Origin of the sequence: Acidiplasma aeolicum (assembly GCF_001402945.1) — an archaeon.
GTDB lineage: Archaea > Thermoplasmatota > Thermoplasmata > Thermoplasmatales > Thermoplasmataceae > Acidiplasma > Acidiplasma aeolicum.
In genome coordinates, this window is the sequence record NZ_LKBG01000056.1 from 1 (window position 1) to 20,098 (window position 20,098).

Sequence of the window (20,098 nt, forward strand, 5' to 3'; positions counted from 1 at the left end):
ATTATTGTATTTATTGCATATCAGGGATTTCACGTTTAAACCATTTCCTTTGAATAAATAATATTATTAATTCAAATTTTCTACGGATATATTTGTATTTAGGTTATTGCGTCAAATTATATATTCAGTAAATTTTTAACCAAAATGCTGCAGGAACGGGCGTTAACCATGATGAATATCAGGGATTACATTCACATAAAAATTTATTTGATTAAAAACGATTAAAAATTTAAACCATGATGAAATATTAAATTATGTCAAAAAATAATGAATCCAGCATCAAAACCACGCTTTCAGGTAAAAAAATCGTCCTTGCAACATCAGCCAGCATAAATATATACAGAATTCCAGATCTAATCAAGAATCTAAGGAACGAGGGTGCTGAGGTGTACTGCGGAATGAGCACAGCATCGGCTGAACTTATTAATCCAGATCTTCTGCAGTGGGCCTCAGGCCATGATGTAATAACCAGAATATCTGGAAATATAGAGCATATAACATTGTTCGATAAAAATACTGTTCTTGTAATAGCACCTGCCACATACAACACCATTGGAAAGATAGCCTCGGGGGTTGCAGATAATATCCCATCACTGTTTTATTCCTATGCAATGGGAAATAAAAATCCCGTTGTAATTGCGCCGGTGATAAATAAAACAATGTTAGAAAATCCGGTGAATAAGGAGAATATTAAAAAATTGAATGACCTTGGTGTGCATATGGTTGATTTTACACCATCAGATGACGACATAAAATTGTGGAGTGATAAGATTATAGATTATATATACCGCGCATTGTATGGTGATAAACTTAATGGAAAGAACATTATGCTTGTATGCGGTAAAAGCGAATCCGCTGTTGATCCTGAAAGGGTAATCACAAATAAGTCTGATACATTAACCGGGTACATGCTTGCCAGATACGCCTTCAGATTTGGTGCAGGAATTATTACATATATAGGAAACTCTGAATATAAATTACCGTCATATGTTCAGTTGATTGAAAAAACAGATATAAAGGATATAATAAGGGAGATAAACACCTTCCTCGGGGTTTATAATTATGATTATGTAATAATATCATCATCATTAAGCGATTTTGACGCTGTTGAGAACAAGACCAAGCTTGACAGTTCTGAACCCCAGACCCTATCATTGAAGCCAAGAAATAAGGAAAGGAATCTTATAAGGAAGCTTGATGCAGGTGTTACAATGGTATTATTTACAACGAAGAATGATAAAACATATAACAGCGAGGCTTTTGAAAAATCCGATCCAGATCTTGTTATTATGACCGGAACAGGTGCATTTACCTCAGGTGATGTTTCAGGTGATTACACATTTATATACGGTGAACATAAAGATGAGATAAAATCAATTACAAAAGAAGAACTTGCCATAAATATATATAATTACCTTGAAAATAAAATCAGGAGAAATCAAAAAATGGATTTTAAAATTTAAGTGTATTGTTTATAATTTCGGCAATTTTATCCGGCCTAATATACTGCGGTGTATGCCCTGCACCATCAATAATATATAATTTGCTGTTTTTTATCCTTTCATTCATCATTTTTCCGTATTTAATATCAAGTGTTTTATCCTCAGACCCCCAGATTATAACAGTATTGCAATTAATCTCCATAAGATCATTATCTGTAAGCTTTTCCGTAGAATTCTTATTTATTTCCATTATATTTATTAGTGCATTCTCATTTTTATAATTATGAGTTCTCACAATATTTTTAATTATATCCTTATACGTATCAGGATATTCCTCACTTAATGTCGGGGATATTCCTGCCGAGTCTATTAAAATTAAATTTTCTGGATTTTTTAAAATGGCAATTTTTAAGGCAATCCAGCCCCCATATGAATGACCAACAATTGAGAATTTATCATATTTTTGAGAATTTATAAATTCAATAATTGCATCTGCCATATTTTTAACTGTATACTGTATATCGGGTTTATCAGAGTGTCCGTGGCCAAGCAGATCAATATAGAATGGCATTATTTTTTTATTAATGTATTCATCTGTTTTTAGCCACACATTTCCAGTACTGCCAAATCCATGCAGGAAATATACTGGATATTCGCCGTCCCTGGTTAAATATGATATTTTACCAAATGTTGAATCAAAATACTTTCTTTCCATTTTTACTCCTTTGATCTTGCGGCAATTTTCATGGCCTCATCTATATTTTCAAGCTCCATGGCTATGTCAGATGCAGCATCATAAATATATGAAAGACTTGACTTAAACTCCTTTTTGTCCTTTTTGGTTTTAATTTCATCCATTATTTTATCAATTTTGTCCAGGGATTCCTTTGCAAGACTGAATGCTTCATCAATATCTGTTGATCTTAATATGTTTATTTTTCCATAAACAGCCTCAAAATAATTCTCCCAGTCACCTGAACTTTCTGTCATTTCTATAACCTTATTATAAATATCAAGCGCCTCCTTATAGCCGCCTTTTGTTGATGATAGGGCCTCAGCCTTGGCATTGTAGGCCATGGCTATTAACTGTCCCTCCTTTAATCCCTCAGCTATTTTTATTGCCTCTTCAAAATATTTAATTGCATCATCCCTTTTTCGGGAATCGAGATTTATATAGCCTATATTCATTAAATCCATAATTTTCATATCATCTTCGTTTAACTTATTATGTATATCAAGGGATTCCTGTGCATATTTTAATGGATTTTCTGTATTTTTAGGCTCCAGCGCAAAATATGCCTGTGATAATTTATAGCATATCTCTGCCTTTTCATCACTGGCATCTGTCATTCCATTGTACGCCTGTGTATAATATCTAACAGCATCCATGTATTTTTCCTTTCCCATGGCCTTATCCCCATTCTCTATTAATTCATCTAAATTTTCCATTAGTTACCACCATTATATTTATTTATTAACTCTTTTGCACTGGAATAACTTATGCTTTTATTCTTTATCATTTCATTAACAATATAATCAATATTTTTCTCTGTTGCACCGGCAGCAATGGCAACATTTCTAGCGTGCAGCTTCATATGCCCCTGCTGTATTCCCTCATCGGACAATGCCCTCAATGCTGCAAGATTCTGTGCCAGTCCAACAGAGGCCAGAACACATGCAAATTCCCTGGAATCCCTAACATTTAATATCCTTAAGAATAATGAGGCTTTTTTTGAGGTTTTTGTTGCGCCTCCAATGGTTCCAACAGCCACCGGTATTTTAATGGTTCCAACCAGATTACCATTTTCGTCCTTATAATAATCTGTTAATGGTTTATAACCATCCATGGATGCATAGGCGTGTGCATTTGCCTCCTGTGCCCTGAAATCATTCATTGTTGCAAGTAAAACAGCGTCAATGCCATTCATTATGCCCTTATTATGGGTTACCGCACGGTATATATCCGCTTTTGCCATATGAGATGCCATAATTATTCTATCAACTATTTCATCCCCACCAAGAAGATCCCTGCTAAACACTGCATGTGAATATGCAACCCTTTCTGTAGTAAGGTTACTCATAATTCTGAGGTTAATTTTGCCCCCTGTGATACTCTCTATATATGGTGCAATAAATTCAAGCATTGTATTTATTATATTTGCACCCATTGCATCCCTTACATCTATAATTAAATGCATTATTATATAATCATCCTGCATAAAAATTTTTATATCCCTGGCACCGGCATTCATTGAACTTAGTGTTTTTGATCTTGAGTTTGCCATTTCAAGTATCTCATTTTTATGGCTTAATATATTAATCACCGCAAGCCCCGGGTCCTTTAAGTTATAAATCTGTAATTCACCACGCATTACAGGATCTGAGGCAAATGCAGTAAATCCACCAAGGGGTCTGGCCATTCTTGCACCATTGGAGCATGCAGCAACCACTGAAGGCTCCTCAATGCTCATTGGTATTAAATAATCCCGTCCATTAATTCTGAAATTGGTTGCTATTCCCACGGGAAATCCTATTGTTGATATGGTATTTTCTATCATGTTTTGCAGGTCTTTAATGGAATCCTCATGGGATAAAACTTCTGTTTCCTCCTTGGAGAGCGATGAAAATTCAGAGACTATTCTAATTCTTTCCTCAACAGACATTTTGTGAAATCCATGAATCGCTGAATCCATAGAACTATATACTCATTCATATTAATAATTTTTTTATTGTTAATTTTAATATTTGTTTTTATTAAGCTCCTTCTGGAATTTTGGCACATCCTTAAAGTATACCTCAAGTATGAACGTGCCAACATAATTGCAGTCATCACATTTATAAACCGGCCCGCCAATGCCACCATTTATCCAGTTAACCTTCATGGAGCCGCACTGCGGGCATATTTTAACTATTTTAAAGTCATCTCTCATTATTTATAAATCATATAATCAATATTTAATATTATCCATTTGTATATCAGGATACATTGAAACTGTTTAATTTTTATTATATTAGAACATTTTTAATTGCATTAATTTAAATTTGATAATATAATTACTTATCAATGGCTAGAAATTTTTCAAAAAAGGAGATAAATTTCTCATTTTTAAAAAAATATGGTAATTTCTCGCTTCTTTCCTATTTAATAGAAAATAAAAGGGTTCAGGAAAATTTTGAAAACATTACAGAGGTCATACTAAATTCTGAAATTTCAGCAATTAATACAAAATTTGGCACACCCGCAAAATATGATGCAATAATAGCCCTAAAGCAGGGATATATAAGTGCAAAAAATGGGCTTTTAAGCGCCGCATTTGAAAACAGCAGGTTTTTTCTTGAAAGATTATCGTTGTTAAAAATCATTTCATGCATGGACATGGAATATAATCCATATGAGCAGGCCATTATTAACCGTGACTGGCATGTTTTAATAGATAACAAGTTCACAATATATAGCATCACACAGTTTACCGGCAGGCTTAACCATTATTTTGGCAAAAATTTTATGGCCAGGTCCAGCTCTATTTATTCAACCGGAATTCCACTATGCGGAATACATTCAAAGCATTTTAAAAATTATTCCTATCCAATTAATGAAATTGAAAAGGACTATGCCATTACAATAAACGAAAAGTGTGCAAAATGTGAAAAAAAGGCCACAAGATTTGTAATTTCACTTCCCAAGGCCGGTGCAATTATAGGCCTTCTTGGCTATTACACCGGTGCAGATACACGTGATTTGGGGAAAATATATGCTGATTATTCAAGGGTTCTTCACCCATATGGATTTTATAGCTACTCAGAGGAGAATGTATTTAATCTATGGTCTCTGGATATAATAAGGCTGGTTCATCTTATTAATAAGATAGTTTTTTAACCTTAAACCCTGATGTGGGAAGATCCCGATAACTGCAGGGAATGATGTCACACATTTTGTCCGTCAAAATATGTATGCCTTCTTATGGCCTTTCCATTCCTGAATGTGTATATATCTGCAAATTTTGTATATGAATCACTGCCGTCCTTTAATTTTCCATGGAATTCTCCCTCAACTATTACATATGGCTCACTGACAATTATATTATTTATTGTATGATGCCCCTCAGAAATTATCCTTGTATCCTCATAAAATTTCTTGAAATTTTCCATTCCACTTATTGGTGGATACCCTGGACGTTCGTATACAATATTCTCATCGAATATTGAAAATAACGTATCAAGGTCATTTGCATCAACCGCTGTATAGTATTTTTTTACAGTATTTTCAAGGTTTTCCATGCCTTATTAATTTATTAATCATTTAAAAACTTTTGTTCCCCCCAAACAATAAGATGGAAACAAAAACTTAATGAAATTATAAACGATTACAATTTAAATGTTAAAAAATAAAAGTCTAATCTCAATTGCAGACCTGGAGGATGATGATATAAATGCCATTTTTGAAAAGGCAGATTATATTTCCGGACATATGGATGAGGTTCTAAGGACATCTCCCATGAAATCCAAAATTCTTGCCACATTGTTCTATGAACCAAGCACAAGAACCCGGCTTTCCTTTGAGGCTTCCATGGAAAGACTTGGCGGCTCTGTTATTAGCATGGCAGATTCAAAGACATCATCATTTGCCAAGGGGGAAACGCTTGCGGACACGATAAGAATTGTTGAGTCATACTCTGATATCATAGTTATCAGGCATCCACTTGAGGGTGCGAGCCTCCTTGCATCTAAGTTTTCCTCAAAGCCAATAATCAATGCAGGTGATGGTTCAGGGGAGCATCCAACACAGACATTAATAGACCTTTACACTATTAGAAATGAGACCGGCGGCATAGATGATAGGGAAATTACAATTGTTGGTGATCTTAAATATGGAAGGACAGTTCACTCGCTTATACTTGCACTATCAAGGTATAACGTAAAAATTAATCTTGTATCGCCACCATCTCTTGCACTGCCCAACTATGTTTATAATGGCATAAAGGATAAACTAAACATAGAAACATATAATAATCTTGATGATGTAATATCAGGAACAGATGTTTTATACGTAACCAGAATACAGAAGGAACGTTTTGTTGATAAAAACGAATATTACAAGCTCATAGGTTCATATAAAATCACATTAAACGAGGTCAATAAAATGAAGAATGGATCCATTATTATGCATCCCCTTCCAAGGGTTGATGAAATTGACCCTGCCGTTGATTATACAAAAAATGCAAAGTATTTCCGGCAGGCTGCAAACGGCATACCGGTTAGAATGTCATTAATATCAATCATACTGGGTGATTAGAATGGAAAGAACCTTAAAAATTTCAAAAATTAAGGATGGAACGGTCATAGACCATATACCATCAGGAAAGGCTGTAAAGGTGTTAAATATATTAAAAATTTCTGAAAATACCTCTGTAAGCATTGGCATAAGGGTGCCCAGCAATATGATGGGTTTTAAAGACGTAATTAAAATTGAAAATAAATTTCTCGAAAAAATAGAACTGGATAAGATTTCATTGATAGCCCCAAGCGCCACAATTAGCATAATTAAGGATTATGATATAACTGAAAAATTTAAGGTCGATCTGCCAGAAAGCGTTATAGGAATAGTAAGATGCACAAATCAGAATTGCATTACAAACGCAGGTGAGCCTGTAAGTCCAGAGTTTAAGGTTATATCAGCAAATCCATTAGCCCTAAAATGCATATACTGCAAGAGGGAAATGTCCGAATCTGATGTAATAAACAGCCTGTAATATAAAATTATATGTATAAAATAAAAGTATAAATTTTTATAAAATCTTTATGGTTATGCAAATAACCAGTAATGTTCAAAAAATTGATGGCACAGTTGCAAACTGTTATTTAATAAAAGAAAAGGATATGGACATTCTCATAGATGCCGGAACAAAGTCTTCAGGAAAAAAAATTATAAGCTTTTTTGAAAAGATAAATGAAAGGCCGGATTATATACTTATTACTCACAGCCACATGGATCATATTGGTGGCCTTCTGGAACTTTACAACAAATTTAAACCGGTAATATATGTTCCAGGGCTTGAGCTTAAGGTTATTCAGGGAGCAGATAAACTTCATCCAGCAAATATGTTTCAGAAGATTATATATGCCATGTTTAAAACAGAGCCTGTAAATGATATTAAACCTGTATATGATATGAAAATTCCATTTATGGACTATTATGATACCCCGGGGCATACAATAGGGAGTGTGTCATATCTTTACAAGCCCGGCAATATACTATTCTCAGGCGATGCTGCCATAGAACGGCATGGTGGATTGATTGTGAATAAAAAATTTTCATGGAATTATGCAGATGCCATGGAATCACTTAATAAAATAAACAGAATTAATCCTGATATGGTATGTCCCGGCCACGGCAACCCTGTAGGAAATAAAAAATAAACAAATAAATAAAGCATATTGTAATTCATAAATACCTTGAAGGGATCAATTTACAGGAAAAGGTACATACTCGCATATTCGGAAAATGGTGATGAACTCGATAAATACCTGTTTTACTCCATGGGCATTAAAAGGAAATATAGATATAAAAATTATAGGATATACCTGGCCAACCAGTTCAACCGTAATAACGTGATTAAAAAGATAGAATACCATGGCGGCAGGGTAGAATATGTAAGTGGAACCTTAAAAAAATGCAAGAAGATATTGGGCAGTGAAATCATAAAAACACTGAACTAAAAAATATATTTATTCAAGGGCATTTTTTTCCTTATCTGTTATTTCAAGTATTTTTATTATATCAGAAAACAGTTTCCTATCATGTTTTTTTATGAATTTATAAAACCATAGATATTTGGCCATCTCATTTGATGGCATATGGTTAACCAACGCAAGTTTTTCCAGAACTGTTTGTATGTTATATCTTTCAGTATTGCCCTTTCTTGAGCTCATATTTTTAATAAAGGCCGGAAAATTATATTTTACATAGTGTTCATTCCTTTCATTTGCCTCAAAGGATATACCACCCGCAATCTCCATGGAATAGCTGGAAAGCGAATAATCCCTTATTCTCATATTATAGTATATATCAGCCTGTGAAAGTATATCAAATATATTTTTAAGATCCTCAGGGTTTTTGTATTCCATGCCAGCATTTTCTGCAAGCCACTGCATGTAAAAACCTGGAAAATCAGTATCACCATTAATTGCATAAAGAGAATTAATTATATCATTATAATTTCCGGACTTAAATGTCTTTGAAACCACATAGTATATGGATTCCTGCTCATCCCTGTATGCATCCTCTGCATTATTTCCCCCGCGGTAAAGCTCCAGGTCATTCAGTGTTGCCCTCATATCGGGCTCATCCTTTTTTATAATTTCCATTAACTGTGAATCATTTATTTTAATATTCTCATTTGATGCTATATATTTCAGCCTCTCAAGGAGTTTCTGTATATAAATATGATAGTTTCTTTCGCTCCTTTTTTTATAAGGCGTTATTTCCATGCTAATTGATAGTGATATTATTTCCCTTGCACTGCTCTTTCTCTTGAATTCATAAAAATCATTCATTGTTAATATAACTGGATTCAATGTATTTTTAATAATTTCAAGCAGTTCAGAAATACCACCGCTATCCCCGCCCTTTGCCGGGTCCCTGGATTCAAATATATTATCAGCCTCATCAATTAATATTATTCTGTCAGGATAATTTTGCTCATAATTAAATAAATCCCTGTATTCTGCGGCCATCAATGCCACTTTTTTCATGTTTTCCCTGTTCCTCTGATCTGATCCATTCATCTCTATTAATGGAAGGTTATAGCACCTTGAAATAACGCCTGCCAGAGTTGTTTTACCGACACCCTGGGTGCCATAAAGTATTAAAGCCTTTTTTGTCTCCTCATGTCTCATCCATGAATCCATCCAGCTTTTTATCTGATTCTTGATATCATCAGGAAGTATGATATCATCGAATTTTTCCGGGCGGTACTTATCGGGGAGTGGCATTAATGCACCTTTGAACCCCTTTCCACCTCCCTGTCCGGTGTTAAAAGTGATACGCCCTTATCATCCTCAACTGCAAGAAGCATTCCCTGGCTTTCAAGGCCCATAAATTTTGCCGGTTCAAGATTATTTATTATAACCAGCTGCTTTCCTATCATTTCCTCAGGTTTATAATATTCATATATGCTGGAAATTATCTGTTTTTTTTCATCCCCAAGGTCCACAATTATTTTTAAAAGGCTTCTTGATTTTTCCACCTTTTCACATTCAATTACCTTTCCAACCCTAAGGTCTATATTATGGAAGTAGTCTATTGATATTTTGTCCATATCCTGTATTTTAGAAATTAAATATAAAGTTATTCATTTTTCAGCGTTCTGGATAATTTAAATGGATTTAATTCCCTTATAAAATCAATAATAACCGATTTTTTTATTTCTCCCATTTTTATTGACAGGGAAAAAAATATGGCAATTGATATAATTGAAAATATTAAAAACAAAAATACACTGTAGGGTCTTACATAATATGCAACTAGGTATAAAAAGATAAACTGCACTGATGCAGGAATTAGCTGCCTGAAAATTTTCATGTTTATTTTTGATTTTTCTATTTTAATAACATAAAATCTAAAAAGTACAGCCTCAATTATCATTGCAATAAATGTGGCAACAGCGGCACCAATAACGCCAAGTGAGAAAAATGTTATTCCAAATATGCTTTTTGGAATTAAAATAAAATCAAGGATAATATTTGAAGATATTGAAATTAAGGTTATTTTTCCAATGTTAATTGTTAGCCCCCTGACAATTAAACCGGATGTGTACGGTGAATTTATTACATTAAGATAATTCGCCAGTGACATAAATATTAAAAGTGTTGAATACGGAATAAGATTGGCGCTCCAAAGGTTTGCAACGAAAATTCTCAGTGCTATAAATATTATGACCAGTGGCAGGATAAACAGGGATATGGTTCTTTCAAATACTGATATATTATCATTAAAACCATTTTTTGTCTCCTCCCTTGTTAATAATGGTATGAAAAAAACACTCAATGCCGTCGAGAATGTGATTATTGGCATCGTTATTCTCTGCAATGCCGCATAGGCCCCGGTTGCGGAGGCATGCCAGAAAAACTGTATAAGCACCTTGTCTATATTTCCGCTTATAGTTGCAATTATGGATGAGGCTGCAAGGGGCAGTGCCAGGGTTATATATTTTTTTATTATTGTTTTTTCAGGTTTTTTAATATGCCAGGGCCTGCCCAAAAAATATGAAACAATAAAAAAGATAAAGTATGAAAAACTGTATATTATTGCAAATATAATTGCAGCACTTACATGCATAAATATGGAAATCCTGAATTTATACATCAACCCCATATAAATGAAGGCGGAGTTCCTGAATACAGCCTCAACAATCTGTGGCAGCATCATACGTGCAGCCTGCATTTTTGCATTAAAAGTTATGTAATAAAAATCCTTTAACCTGTTAAAGGCAAAATATGGTATTAAAATTAGAATTGAATAATATTCAACCGGGCTCTGAAAACCCCTGTGAAGCACATCAATCCATATATATAGTGCAGCAAGTATTATTAGCACTGTTCCAAATGTTGTTATGAATTTCAATGTCAGGAATGAACCATTGTATTTTGCCCTGTCCGGATCATTCATGGACATAAACCGCAGATGGGCAGAATTAAATCCTAGATCCGAAAAAATACTTAAAACTCCAATGAATGCCAGTGAAAAACTTAGAAAACCCCACTGCTGAAGACCTATAAACCTGATTATAAAAAAAAGACCTATGTATCCAAATAGCGAATTTATAATCTGGCCTTCCAGTATCAGCGGGGACTTTTTTGCAATCAACGTTACGGTATTAGAATTCAGTAAGTTAAAGTTTATGGTTAAATTTTATTTATCAATTCTATTAAAGCACTTTCATACTTTTCTGCTATTTTTCCATCCGAATTAAGGTATTCCCTTGAAAATACTGATGGCTTCGGCATAAGAATTCTGGTTTTTCCATCATTTTCTATTAAAACAAGCTTGCATGGTATAAAAGCGCCTATGTCAATTGAATCCCTTATCAACTCCACTGCAGCTGGTGGAAAGCAAACGTCCAGTATATAATATGGATTTAATTTTTCCTTCATTTTAGAAAAAATCTCCTTAACATCTATATATGACATTATTACCCAGTTGTTTTCCTTTAAAATTTTATGCAGCTCTCCAAATACCTGTTCAGCATTTTTATCCACTGTTCTTTCATATGAATACATAAATTGAAATTATAGGATGATATTTAAATCATTATTTTATTACATAATATTTATTTATTTCTTTTCGTCATCCGATATCATATATTGAATCTTTTTGCCCTGTTTTATATATTTATATAATGATGACCCTGTATCACTGTTTATTCTTAGTTTTATCATTCCCTTGGATGATGATCTTGCCTGCATTATTAATATGCCGTCAACATAGATTTTGACAGGTTTATTTCTTGATCCAATATCAATGAATATTGTTTTATTTTTAATTTCAAAAACCGCATCCTGCAATACATTTACGTCCTCATCAAGGGTATCAACATCAAGCTTTACCCCAAATATATTTTCAAAATTCGATATTGTGTCACCCTTCTTTCCTATTAACTTTGGTATTAATGTGTCCGGAATTTTTATGATTGCACGGTTATCAGAAATTAGGTCAACAGAAACCTTCTCAGTGTTAAGGAATTTTGATATTTCATCCTTTATTTTTCCTGCAGCAAGAGAATAAAGCGGATTTTTGCCCTGAACCTCGCCAACCGGAACAACCACAACCTGATCCCCGAATGTGTATATCTCACTTACCGGTTTATTCTTCATGAAGTCCTTAATAACTATGACAGGCCTGGCCAGATCCTCCTGATTAAGCCCATATGGCACCTTTACAACATATTCAGTGGTTAATACCTGTGATATCTTACCGCTTTCTATAAAGAGTATTGTATCTATAACCTGTGGTATTAAGCCCAGCTCGATTCTGCCTATAAATCTCTGAATTGCATCGGTGGCCTTTGTTGCATGTACAACGCCTATCATTCCCACCCCTGCAAGCCTTAAATCTGCAAAAACCTTAAAATCTGATGTTACCCTCATTTCATCAAATACTGTGTAATCCTCCCTTACCAGTAATAATATGTCACCGGTTTTTTCCATATCCCCCTCAAGGCTTGTATACTGTGTTATTTTATCACATACCTGCAAATCCCTTGGTTTTTCCATTGTTTTAACGATCTTTTTCTTTGATGCATAAAATTCAGCAAGTGCAGTTACAAAGGTACTCTTGCCTGCACCCGGGGAACCGGCAACAAGAATTCCGTTTGCCCTGTTTTCCAGCCTTTCATATAATTTTTTATCTATATTATAATCACTTATTGTTGTTTTTTTAACCGGCCTGACCGCTGTTATTTCAAGTGAATCTGAAAACGGGGGCCGTGTTATGACAATTCTTATGTTTTTTAGCTGTATAACAGTGGCACCGAACATATCCATTTCTATAAATGATTCATCCTCGAATTTACCCCTTTTAACAATATCACTTGCAATGCTTTCCAGCTCCTCCTTTGTTACAATGTAACTTAATTCCTCAAGTACAATGCTTCCAGGATACCCATTTTTTAACAATGGCTTCATATTCGCCTTCAAATGAACAGATGTTGTATTCTCCTCAAAAAATTCCTCTATTGTCTTAAATTCCTTTTCAAGTGATTTAAGGTATTCAACATTAATACCCTTAATTATTGCAATATCCCTCTGTATGTTGTCCCCGGTTACAAGGGTGGCGTTATATTCAAGCGCCACATCCCTTATTATATTATCAATTTCCCCACTGTGAGCCCTTCTAATCTGCCAGTCCTGTGGCCTTTTTCCATATATTTCTATGTAAATTTTTCCAGCATTTTCAAGCTCCCTCAACCTTTTTAGCTCCTCGAGGGCAGCGAATCCTATGGACCTCCCCTCATTTGCCTGATGCTCAACCTCAGCAAGCATGGCCTCGGGAAGTATTACCCTGGAACCCTCATGATCCTTAATGAAGGAGGTAAACCGACCGTCAATAATAACCGATGTATCAGGTACGTAATCCACATACTTTAATGGTATATTATTATTTAAATAATTTCCCATAATAATAAAAAATCATGTTATTATAATTTCATAATTTTTTAATATCATCAGGATATATTGATACAATGCAGGGCACCGGAATTAGTTACAGCGAATATCTGGTTTTAAAATATTTAAAGGAAAATGGAGAAAAATCAGAATATGAAATTATTATAGATGGTCTTGATCAGAGAAATATATCAAGCGCAATATCCTATCTTATTGCCAAAAATCTTATAAAAAGTACGGAGAGAAAAAAAACAACCTACATTGTAACAGACGAGGCAATGGGATATCTAAAAGATGGTTTTCCTGAGGAAAAATTGTATAAATACCTAAAAAATGCTGGAAGGGCAAAATTAAGCGATATTAAAACCATGTTTAAGGATTGTTTTGGAATTGCATTATCAAATCTGGCAAAATATGGAATAAAACCTGTAAATGGTGAGCTAATATACAGGGATACCAGATTATTGGATTATGTTGAAGACCTTAAAAAGGGAATAAATGAAATAATTTCAGGCAGCGTTCCTGATGCAGGTATCATAGATTTTTTAAAAAAACGAAATCTTATAAGGGAAAAAACAAACATTGATAGAATAATAAGCATTAATGAAAATGGCCTAAAGGTTCTTTCAGGTTACACAGGCAATCAGTATTCAGGCCAGCTGACATCCGAAATGATAACATCTGGAAGTTATAAAAATATTGTTTTCAGGCCATATGATTTGAATATGAGGCCGGAGGAAGCCTCAGGTGGGGGCCTTCACCCTCTTACACAGCTAATAAGAAACATAAGAAGGATATTTACAGAAATGGGATTCACAGAAATGCATGGACATTTTATAGAATACACAGCATGGAATATGGACATGCTTTTTATACCACAGGATCACCCTGCCCGTGACCTTCAGGATACATTTTACCTTGATTCAGACAGATTACCGGAATTTGAAAATCCTGAAATAATTGACCTGGTGAAAAATGTCCATGAAAATGGCTATAAAAGTTATTCTGGCTGGAATTATAAATGGTCTGAGGAAGAGGGCAAAAAAATTATTATGAGAACTCACACAACAGTAAATACAATAAGATACCTGTATAATAATAGAAACCCACCACAGTATATATTTTCAATAGAAAAGGTATTCAGGCATGAAAGTGTTGACTGGAAGCACCTTTCTGAGCTTTATCAAATAGAGGGTGCAGTTTATGCCAGGGATGCCAACCTGTCAACATTAAAATGGCTTTTAAGGGAATTCTACTCAAGGCTTGGTTTTAATAAAATAAGGCTTATTCCATCATATTATCCATACACAGAACCCAGCATGGATGTTGTTGTTGAAATAAACGGAAAGGAGGTTGAGCTTGGTGGATCGGGCATATTCAGGCCCGAGGTCACAGGGCCAATAGGCTTAAAATATCCAGTTCTGGCCTTTGGTCTTGGCCTTGAGCGACTGGCAATGATTTACTATGGCCTGACAGATATACGCGATATATATAACAGTGATATAGAATGGTTAAAAAATTATAAAATAAGATTATACTAATTATTTTAAGAGGCATTTTTTAATTTGTCTGACTCCTTTTTGTTTTTTGGAAGCAATGGCAGGAGTATAACGGAAATTATTGCAAATATAAGCATGTATACAAATGAGGTAAACAGTGTCACCTTAAGGAACAGAAGCAGGGTTACTATGGCTATACCAACTGACCCGCCAACTATGTTTCCAAAACTCCATATAAGCGCATTTGACTCTGTTGAGAATTCCGATGGTATTACCTGTGCAACGTATCCAAGGAGCACCGGGAAGCCACTGAATGCGGCAAATACATATAATAGATAAACCACTGTTAGCAGGGCAAATGTATGAACAATTAAAAAAATGCCAAAAAATATTGTTGATAAAATTGTGGTTAGTGCCACAGTGAATCTTCCACCGCGTTTTCTTACCATTGACCCAAAATATGGCTGGCCGGCAACTGCACTTAAAAAGCTTATTGAAACAACATCACCCATTAATATTTTTGAATTAAGGACATCATCCAAATAGTCTGGGACAAATGTAACAGTACCCATCATAAATATTGACCTTATAAATACTATTAACGTAAGGGCAATTAAGAATTTTTTATAATCACCGAGTTTTGGTTTTTCCCTGGTGATTTTGGTGACCTTTCCCTCATCAATTTTATATTTGCTTCTTCTGAAAAAGCTAAGGCCTGCCAGTATAATAAAGGCTGAGGCAAATGTATAGACGCCTATTATATAAAGTCCATTTACCTTACCAAAGAAATCAATTGAATATACAAGTATAAACGGTATCACTGCCCTGCCTATGCTTCCAAAGGAACCATTATAACCCATTGCTGTTGGTGACCTTTTTTTCCCATATGTGAATGAAAGTATTGATGCGCCTATCGGATGATAAAATGCCTGTCCTATGCCAAGAAGAACGGCTGCAATAAGTATGGTATAATCAATTATGTTATGGCTTACTATAAAGGAAACACCAAAGAGCATTACCGATGTTGCCTCAATAAAAATGCCTGTGAATATAAGGAAACCATCATGATCAATCCTGTCAGCAAGCCTGCCTATTGGTGAACCCAGGAACCCTGAAATTAAATTATATACAATTGCCATTGCACCTAGTAATGGAACGCTGACCCCAGGAATTAACTTATAATACGCTATTAAAGTTGGAAATAACAGGAAATTACCATCGTTTGTAAAATGACCAAGGGATGTAAATATTAAAGATCTTAAATCCTCCTTCATGGATAAGTAATTTATCTATATTATTTAAACTATTTGATTGATAAAAAGTTTATTCATAAATTATTTGAAATAATCCTCTATATTCTTTTTCTGTTTTGGTTTTTCCTCCCTGACCTCAGTGAAATTATCAGTTAGCTTGGCCTGCGGATCCTTAAATATTTTTATCTCCTTATCCAGACTCTCAAGAACCCTGTTAAGTGTTTCCTGCAACCTCTTGGAGTAATATTCATAATCCGGCCTGTAATTGAATGGCATTCCGTCAATAAACGGTTCAACCTCCTGCGGTGTCTTTTTGGAATTTGTGACAATCCATGAAACCTTCATTCCCGGAATAAATGTTTCCCCACGTTCAATCATTTTTCTGGCAGCATTTACATTTGCCATTGAATCTGCATTCTTATATGTGGAGAATTCCTTTACGCTTCTGGATATTACAAGCTTTTCAATATCAACATCGCCGTTTGAAACCTTTTTAATTAAATCCTCAGCATATTTTTTTGCCCCATCAATGTTACGGTCAAGAACAAGCTCAAATACATTATTTAATGCCTCGCTCTGGAGATCAAATGAATCGGTTCTCCTTGTTTCATATCCCCTGACAAGTATTTCGCCCCTTTTATCCTCAGGGTATACAATTTTCCCTGCATATCTTTTTTTTGCCCCATGTGAAAATAATGGGTCCATAATTTTTTCAAATTCCAGTGTAAGATTATTTTCCTTAGAGATGCTTGAACTTAAATCATTTCCAAATTTAACTGCCTCATCAAGTGTTTTTTTGCCAGACTCAATAAAAATGGAATCTGTATCGCCATATATTACCCTTAACTTTTTATTTTCTAGTTCTTTTATTATTGTCGTTATTGTATCTCGGGCAAATGCGGTGATGGCACTGCTGATCTCCCTGTTAGTAAATCTGTAAAATGACGTACCCAGAACGCCATAGAATGTATTCATAAGAACCTTTATTGCAGCCTGCAATCCATCAAGGTATTCATAATTCTCCTTATCGGTTTTCATCTGTTTTTTTACAGAGTCTCTATCCTTCATTAATTCTTCCAGTATTTGAGGAATCAGCCCTTTTTTAACATCTGGGGAAAGAAATCTGGCACCGTTCGGTGCAACAATTGTACCCTCAGGGCTTAATGTTGTAAAACAAATATTGTACTTTATTATCATTGATGGGTACATGCTTTTAAAGTCCAGAACAACAACCATATCATATAAACCCGGCTCTATGCTGTGAACATATCCACCCTCGTAGGTTTCATTTGAGGCTGATCTTGCGCTCATTGGAACAGCAATATTTAACCTGTCTGCCCTTCTAATTAAAATTGAATCCACATATGTACTGGTGCCGCCGTTTGTGACATCATCCAGTGGGAGCATTGAGACCGTGGACATGTATAAATTCCTGTCGAGTATCCTTATTTTTCTGTAGATTTCCAGTGCAAGGTAGGCATCCTTAATGCAGTATTTTATTACATCATCCTTACGGTTCTTCCATTCATCCTCTATATTTAATCTGTCAACGTTTTCCTTGCCCTCATTTAAAAGATAATTTGCAACATAGTTTAGGCTTTCATGCTTTGGCTTTAAAACCTTTTTTACCTCCCACCATGCATCATCAACAACCCTGCCATGGAGCCTCCAGAACTGGTTCATTATTCTTCTTGGTGGAAGAAAATCGCGGCCGATATTGAAGCTTAAATGATGCTCCCTCATCCTTTCTTCAAGTAAGGGCAGGTCATAGCCATCTATATTGTATCCGGTTATTATATCTGGGTCCTCATCCTGTATTAGTTTATTAAAATTCCTTAATATGGATTCCTCATCAGATGATATGGAACCCTGCCTTATGGACCCATTAAAATATATTGCATAACCAATGACATATATTTCCTTGGATTTTATTGAATTCTCAATATCAAATGATAATATCTTAAGATCAGGATTAAATGGTTCTGCATTTTTTATTTCATTTATCTTTATAACATAATCTGTCGTATAATTATTTTTTTCATCGTCTAATTCTTCCCCATCTATTTCTACTGATGGACCCAGATCAAAATCATAAAGAAACCTGTGATGGAACGGTATATCTGCAGCAAGAGCCTCACAGCTGCATATTTTTCTCATTTCAGGTACCTTCCAGGGAGATTTTATGTATATTTTTTTTACATTCTGGTTCCGGCCATCAAGAAACAATGTTTTATCCTGCATATCCAGAAACTCAGGATTCTCCTTAATTTTTTTAATGCATTCATCATCTGGGTTAACATAATAGAAATATGGCTTAAATCCAAAATATAAAGCGGTTACAGATTTTCCATCAGCAGTTCTTCCATACAATTCCACTGTAACATCGCTCTGCCTGTATGAGGCGGTTATTAAACGCATTTTTAAATTCATTTATTTCATATTCATATTTAAAATAAATAGTTTATTATATTGGGTCTTCATCAGTATTCGCAAGTTCCCTTATTCTGTTTATCCCGTCAAGGCAATTTGTTATTATATTATAAACTGTTTCCGGAACATCATCCTTCCAGTCCAGTCCCTTGATCATCTTCTCCCTTATTCTGGTTCCAGACCATGATTTTCTGTTAAGCAGGGGAAGACTCCTGACCTCGTATTTTTTCTCATAAAACAATCTTTTAACCAATGGATTATTTGTATAAACCCTTGAAAATGGCGGTGTTAATGATTCAACATGGGCAACCCACATTGGATTGGAGTTTACATCCTCTATTGGTACAATATAGAAATTTTTTATGTTGTTTGCCTCCAGTGTATTTGATATCATTAAGTATCTTTCACCTGCTGTAAATGGATTTGTAAGTGTATGTGAGAACTGTGCGCTTCCGATACCTATGATAACATGATCATTATCCTTAAGTATTGTTTTTATGATTTCCAAATGCCCCTTATGAAATGGCTGAAATCTTCCAATAATAAAGGCTGTCATTTAAACATTATGATAAATATATAAATAAAATTTCCCACTTATTTCCCATAAAAAATATGTGATTTAATAAATATAAATTATATTTTATTCTTATATTTGGCCGATTTCTTTAATAATTCCTTTGAACAATCGGATATTGTTGGTTTGTCTGTTGATTTTAGCTTATTTAATAAATAATTTTTAATGCATTCTGTTTCCTCTCCGCCTGAAATATATACCTTTATTTTATTATCCAAAAAATTAAGTCCGGGCTCTCCAATTCCAGGCACTATTAATGTGTTCACACCATACTTAAACAGTGTTTCAAGCATTGGAAGGCCACCATCGGATTTTATCTCCAGGGCAGGATTTTTATATTTTTTAATAAGATTGCATTTATTCCTGTTATCAGATATTTTAAAGATATGGACCTCCCTGGCCTTCCCCGGCATGTCAACCATACCATCTGTAACAGGCATTGCCAGTATTTCCATGTTTAGAATATAAGTGTTATTGGTTTAAATACTTTATGCATAATTTAAAAATCTTCATTATTCTTACAAATTAATATACCAGAAAGAAAGCCACTGAGTTTATTATGAATTTCTGGAATTTAAATACAAATATTCTAGCGTGTCCAAACCTTCATAATTTGTTCGACAATTGTCATATTTATTAATTTGAAAATTATTAGTGGGATATGGCAGCGAACCACATCCCATTAATTATGCAAAGGTTGGATAAAATAGTTGCGGAGGATAGAATCAGAAAGTACTC

21 protein-coding genes are annotated in these 20,098 nt (G+C 34.5%); 7 read left to right on the forward strand and 14 right to left on the reverse strand.

Features of this window, described 5'->3' with window-relative positions; genetic code table 11:
• Positions 1-254: 254 nt before the first annotated feature.
• Positions 255-1,463 (forward strand): flavoprotein, encoded by a 1,209-nt coding sequence (locus tag AOG54_RS01925; protein WP_048101467.1) that lies wholly within the window; start codon positions 255-257, stop codon positions 1,461-1,463.
• Here the strand turns inward: AOG54_RS01925 and AOG54_RS01930 are convergent.
• Genes AOG54_RS01930 through AOG54_RS01945 form a run of 4 tightly spaced genes read right to left on the reverse strand, consistent with a single transcriptional unit; the run spans position 1,453 to position 4,372 of the window.
• Positions 1,453-2,157, reverse strand: coding sequence for an alpha/beta fold hydrolase (locus tag AOG54_RS01930; RefSeq protein WP_048101466.1), 705 nt, complete (start codon positions 2,155-2,157; stop codon positions 1,453-1,455). The genes AOG54_RS01925 and AOG54_RS01930 overlap by 11 nt on opposite strands.
• A 2-nt stretch (positions 2,158-2,159) precedes the next feature.
• Entirely contained in the window at positions 2,160-2,891 is a 732-nt protein-coding gene (locus AOG54_RS01935) for a tetratricopeptide repeat protein (protein WP_054964044.1), read from the reverse strand.
• Positions 2,891-4,135, reverse strand: coding sequence for a hydroxymethylglutaryl-CoA reductase, degradative (locus AOG54_RS01940; RefSeq protein WP_048101464.1), 1,245 nt, complete (start codon positions 4,133-4,135; stop codon positions 2,891-2,893). Before AOG54_RS01940 ends, AOG54_RS01935 begins: the two co-directional genes overlap by 1 nt.
• 45 nt (positions 4,136-4,180) lie before the next feature.
• Complete coding sequence (locus AOG54_RS01945; protein ID WP_048101463.1) at positions 4,181-4,372, reverse strand: hypothetical protein; 192 nt, start codon at positions 4,370-4,372, stop codon at positions 4,181-4,183.
• 134 nt (positions 4,373-4,506) lie between these two features.
• On the opposite strand from AOG54_RS01945, the gene AOG54_RS01950 reads away from it, so the two are divergent.
• Positions 4,507-5,319 (forward strand): hypothetical protein, encoded by an 813-nt coding sequence (locus AOG54_RS01950; RefSeq protein WP_048101462.1) that lies wholly within the window; start codon positions 4,507-4,509, stop codon positions 5,317-5,319.
• A gap of 47 nt (positions 5,320-5,366) precedes the next feature.
• On the opposite strand, the gene AOG54_RS01955 is transcribed toward AOG54_RS01950, so the two are convergent.
• Positions 5,367-5,720: a nuclear transport factor 2 family protein gene (locus tag AOG54_RS01955; RefSeq protein ID WP_048101461.1), complete on the reverse strand. Its 354-nt coding sequence runs from the start codon at positions 5,718-5,720 to the stop codon at positions 5,367-5,369.
• A 97-nt stretch (positions 5,721-5,817) separates the two neighbouring features.
• Here AOG54_RS01955 and pyrB point away from each other — a divergent pair, with 97 nt between their 5' ends.
• From pyrB to AOG54_RS01975, 4 genes are read left to right on the forward strand one after another with little or no spacing between them, the layout of a single operon-like run.
• Entirely contained in the window at positions 5,818-6,735 is a 918-nt protein-coding gene (pyrB, locus tag AOG54_RS01960) for an aspartate carbamoyltransferase (protein WP_048101460.1), read from the forward strand.
• 1 nt (position 6,736) lies between these two features.
• A complete protein-coding gene (gene pyrI, locus AOG54_RS01965) occupies positions 6,737-7,192 on the forward strand; it encodes an aspartate carbamoyltransferase regulatory subunit (protein ID WP_048101459.1) in 456 nt (151 codons plus the stop codon).
• Between the two features lie 55 nt (positions 7,193-7,247).
• On the forward strand, positions 7,248-7,859 hold the full coding sequence (locus AOG54_RS01970) for an MBL fold metallo-hydrolase (RefSeq protein WP_048101810.1): 612 nt from the start codon (positions 7,248-7,250) through the stop codon (positions 7,857-7,859).
• A gap of 36 nt (positions 7,860-7,895) precedes the next feature.
• Entirely contained in the window at positions 7,896-8,159 is a 264-nt protein-coding gene (locus AOG54_RS01975) for a hypothetical protein (protein ID WP_054963934.1), read from the forward strand.
• 9 nt (positions 8,160-8,168) lie between these two features.
• On the opposite strand, the gene AOG54_RS01980 is transcribed toward AOG54_RS01975, so the two are convergent.
• The 5 genes from AOG54_RS01980 to AOG54_RS02000 are packed head-to-tail and all read right to left on the reverse strand — an operon-like array spanning position 8,169 to position 13,616.
• A complete protein-coding gene (locus AOG54_RS01980) occupies positions 8,169-9,434 on the reverse strand; it encodes a replication factor C large subunit (RefSeq protein ID WP_048101457.1) in 1,266 nt (421 codons plus the stop codon).
• Complete coding sequence (gene metG / locus AOG54_RS01985; protein ID WP_048101456.1) at positions 9,434-9,760, reverse strand: methionine--tRNA ligase subunit beta; 327 nt, start codon at positions 9,758-9,760, stop codon at positions 9,434-9,436. The genes AOG54_RS01980 and metG overlap by 1 nt, the downstream gene beginning before the upstream one ends.
• 29 nt (positions 9,761-9,789) lie before the next feature.
• Positions 9,790-11,307, reverse strand: coding sequence for an oligosaccharide flippase family protein (locus AOG54_RS01990; RefSeq protein WP_236689051.1), 1,518 nt, complete (start codon positions 11,305-11,307; stop codon positions 9,790-9,792).
• A gap of 38 nt (positions 11,308-11,345) precedes the next feature.
• Positions 11,346-11,720 (reverse strand): DUF302 domain-containing protein, encoded by a 375-nt coding sequence (locus AOG54_RS01995; RefSeq protein WP_048101455.1) that lies wholly within the window; start codon positions 11,718-11,720, stop codon positions 11,346-11,348.
• Positions 11,721-11,774: 54 nt separating this feature from the next.
• Complete coding sequence (locus AOG54_RS02000) at positions 11,775-13,616, reverse strand: PINc/VapC family ATPase (RefSeq protein ID WP_236692436.1); 1,842 nt, start codon at positions 13,614-13,616, stop codon at positions 11,775-11,777.
• A gap of 65 nt (positions 13,617-13,681) precedes the next feature.
• On the opposite strand from AOG54_RS02000, the gene pheS reads away from it, so the two are divergent.
• Positions 13,682-15,145 carry a phenylalanine--tRNA ligase subunit alpha gene (gene pheS / locus AOG54_RS02005; RefSeq protein WP_048101454.1) on the forward strand — a complete coding sequence of 488 codons (1,464 nt, stop codon included), beginning with the start codon at positions 13,682-13,684 and terminating at the stop codon, positions 15,143-15,145.
• 5 nt (positions 15,146-15,150) lie between these two features.
• Here pheS and AOG54_RS02010 read toward each other — a convergent pair whose 3' ends face one another.
• The 4 genes from AOG54_RS02010 to AOG54_RS02025 all read right to left on the reverse strand — a co-directional run bounded on the left by AOG54_RS02010 (position 15,151) and on the right by AOG54_RS02025 (position 19,815).
• Positions 15,151-16,377 carry an MFS transporter gene (locus AOG54_RS02010; RefSeq protein WP_048101453.1) on the reverse strand — a complete coding sequence of 409 codons (1,227 nt, stop codon included), beginning with the start codon at positions 16,375-16,377 and terminating at the stop codon, positions 15,151-15,153.
• Between the two features lie 60 nt (positions 16,378-16,437).
• Positions 16,438-18,786, reverse strand: coding sequence for a DNA-directed DNA polymerase (locus AOG54_RS02015; protein WP_055032335.1), 2,349 nt, complete (start codon positions 18,784-18,786; stop codon positions 16,438-16,440).
• A 34-nt stretch (positions 18,787-18,820) separates the two neighbouring features.
• Positions 18,821-19,342 (reverse strand): nicotinamide-nucleotide adenylyltransferase, encoded by a 522-nt coding sequence (locus tag AOG54_RS02020; RefSeq protein WP_048101451.1) that lies wholly within the window; start codon positions 19,340-19,342, stop codon positions 18,821-18,823.
• Between the two features lie 77 nt (positions 19,343-19,419).
• The gene (locus AOG54_RS02025; protein ID WP_048101450.1) at positions 19,420-19,815 is read right to left on the reverse strand and encodes a NifB/NifX family molybdenum-iron cluster-binding protein; all 396 of its coding nucleotides are present in this window, start codon (positions 19,813-19,815) and stop codon (positions 19,420-19,422) included.
• Positions 19,816-20,098 lie beyond the last annotated feature (283 nt).

Coding starts and splice junctions, on each gene's coding strand:
- AOG54_RS01925 (WP_048101467.1), top strand. CDS start 255: ATGTCAAAAAATAATGAATCCAGCATCAAAACCACGCTTTCAGGTAAA.
- AOG54_RS01930 (WP_048101466.1), bottom strand. CDS start 2,157: ATGGAAAGAAAGTATTTTGATTCAACATTTGGTAAAATATCATATTTA.
- AOG54_RS01935 (WP_054964044.1), bottom strand. CDS start 2,891: ATGGAAAATTTAGATGAATTAATAGAGAATGGGGATAAGGCCATGGGA.
- AOG54_RS01940 (WP_048101464.1), bottom strand. CDS start 4,135: ATGGATTCAGCGATTCATGGATTTCACAAAATGTCTGTTGAGGAAAGA.
- AOG54_RS01945 (WP_048101463.1), bottom strand. CDS start 4,372: ATGAGAGATGACTTTAAAATAGTTAAAATATGCCCGCAGTGCGGCTCC.
- AOG54_RS01950 (WP_048101462.1), top strand. CDS start 4,507: ATGGCTAGAAATTTTTCAAAAAAGGAGATAAATTTCTCATTTTTAAAA.
- AOG54_RS01955 (WP_048101461.1), bottom strand. CDS start 5,720: ATGGAAAACCTTGAAAATACTGTAAAAAAATACTATACAGCGGTTGAT.
- pyrB (WP_048101460.1), top strand. CDS start 5,818: ATGTTAAAAAATAAAAGTCTAATCTCAATTGCAGACCTGGAGGATGAT.
- pyrI (WP_048101459.1), top strand. CDS start 6,737: ATGGAAAGAACCTTAAAAATTTCAAAAATTAAGGATGGAACGGTCATA.
- AOG54_RS01970 (WP_048101810.1), top strand. CDS start 7,248: ATGCAAATAACCAGTAATGTTCAAAAAATTGATGGCACAGTTGCAAAC.
- AOG54_RS01980 (WP_048101457.1), bottom strand. CDS start 9,434: ATGCCACTCCCCGATAAGTACCGCCCGGAAAAATTCGATGATATCATA.
- metG (WP_048101456.1), bottom strand. CDS start 9,760: ATGGACAAAATATCAATAGACTACTTCCATAATATAGACCTTAGGGTT.
- AOG54_RS01995 (WP_048101455.1), bottom strand. CDS start 11,720: ATGTATTCATATGAAAGAACAGTGGATAAAAATGCTGAACAGGTATTT.
- AOG54_RS02000 (WP_236692436.1), bottom strand. CDS start 13,616: ATGGGAAATTATTTAAATAATAATATACCATTAAAGTATGTGGATTAC.
- pheS (WP_048101454.1), top strand. CDS start 13,682: ATGCAGGGCACCGGAATTAGTTACAGCGAATATCTGGTTTTAAAATAT.
- AOG54_RS02010 (WP_048101453.1), bottom strand. CDS start 16,377: ATGAAGGAGGATTTAAGATCTTTAATATTTACATCCCTTGGTCATTTT.
- AOG54_RS02015 (WP_055032335.1), bottom strand. CDS start 18,786: ATGAATTTAAAAATGCGTTTAATAACCGCCTCATACAGGCAGAGCGAT.
- AOG54_RS02020 (WP_048101451.1), bottom strand. CDS start 19,342: ATGACAGCCTTTATTATTGGAAGATTTCAGCCATTTCATAAGGGGCAT.
- AOG54_RS02025 (WP_048101450.1), bottom strand. CDS start 19,815: ATGGAAATACTGGCAATGCCTGTTACAGATGGTATGGTTGACATGCCG.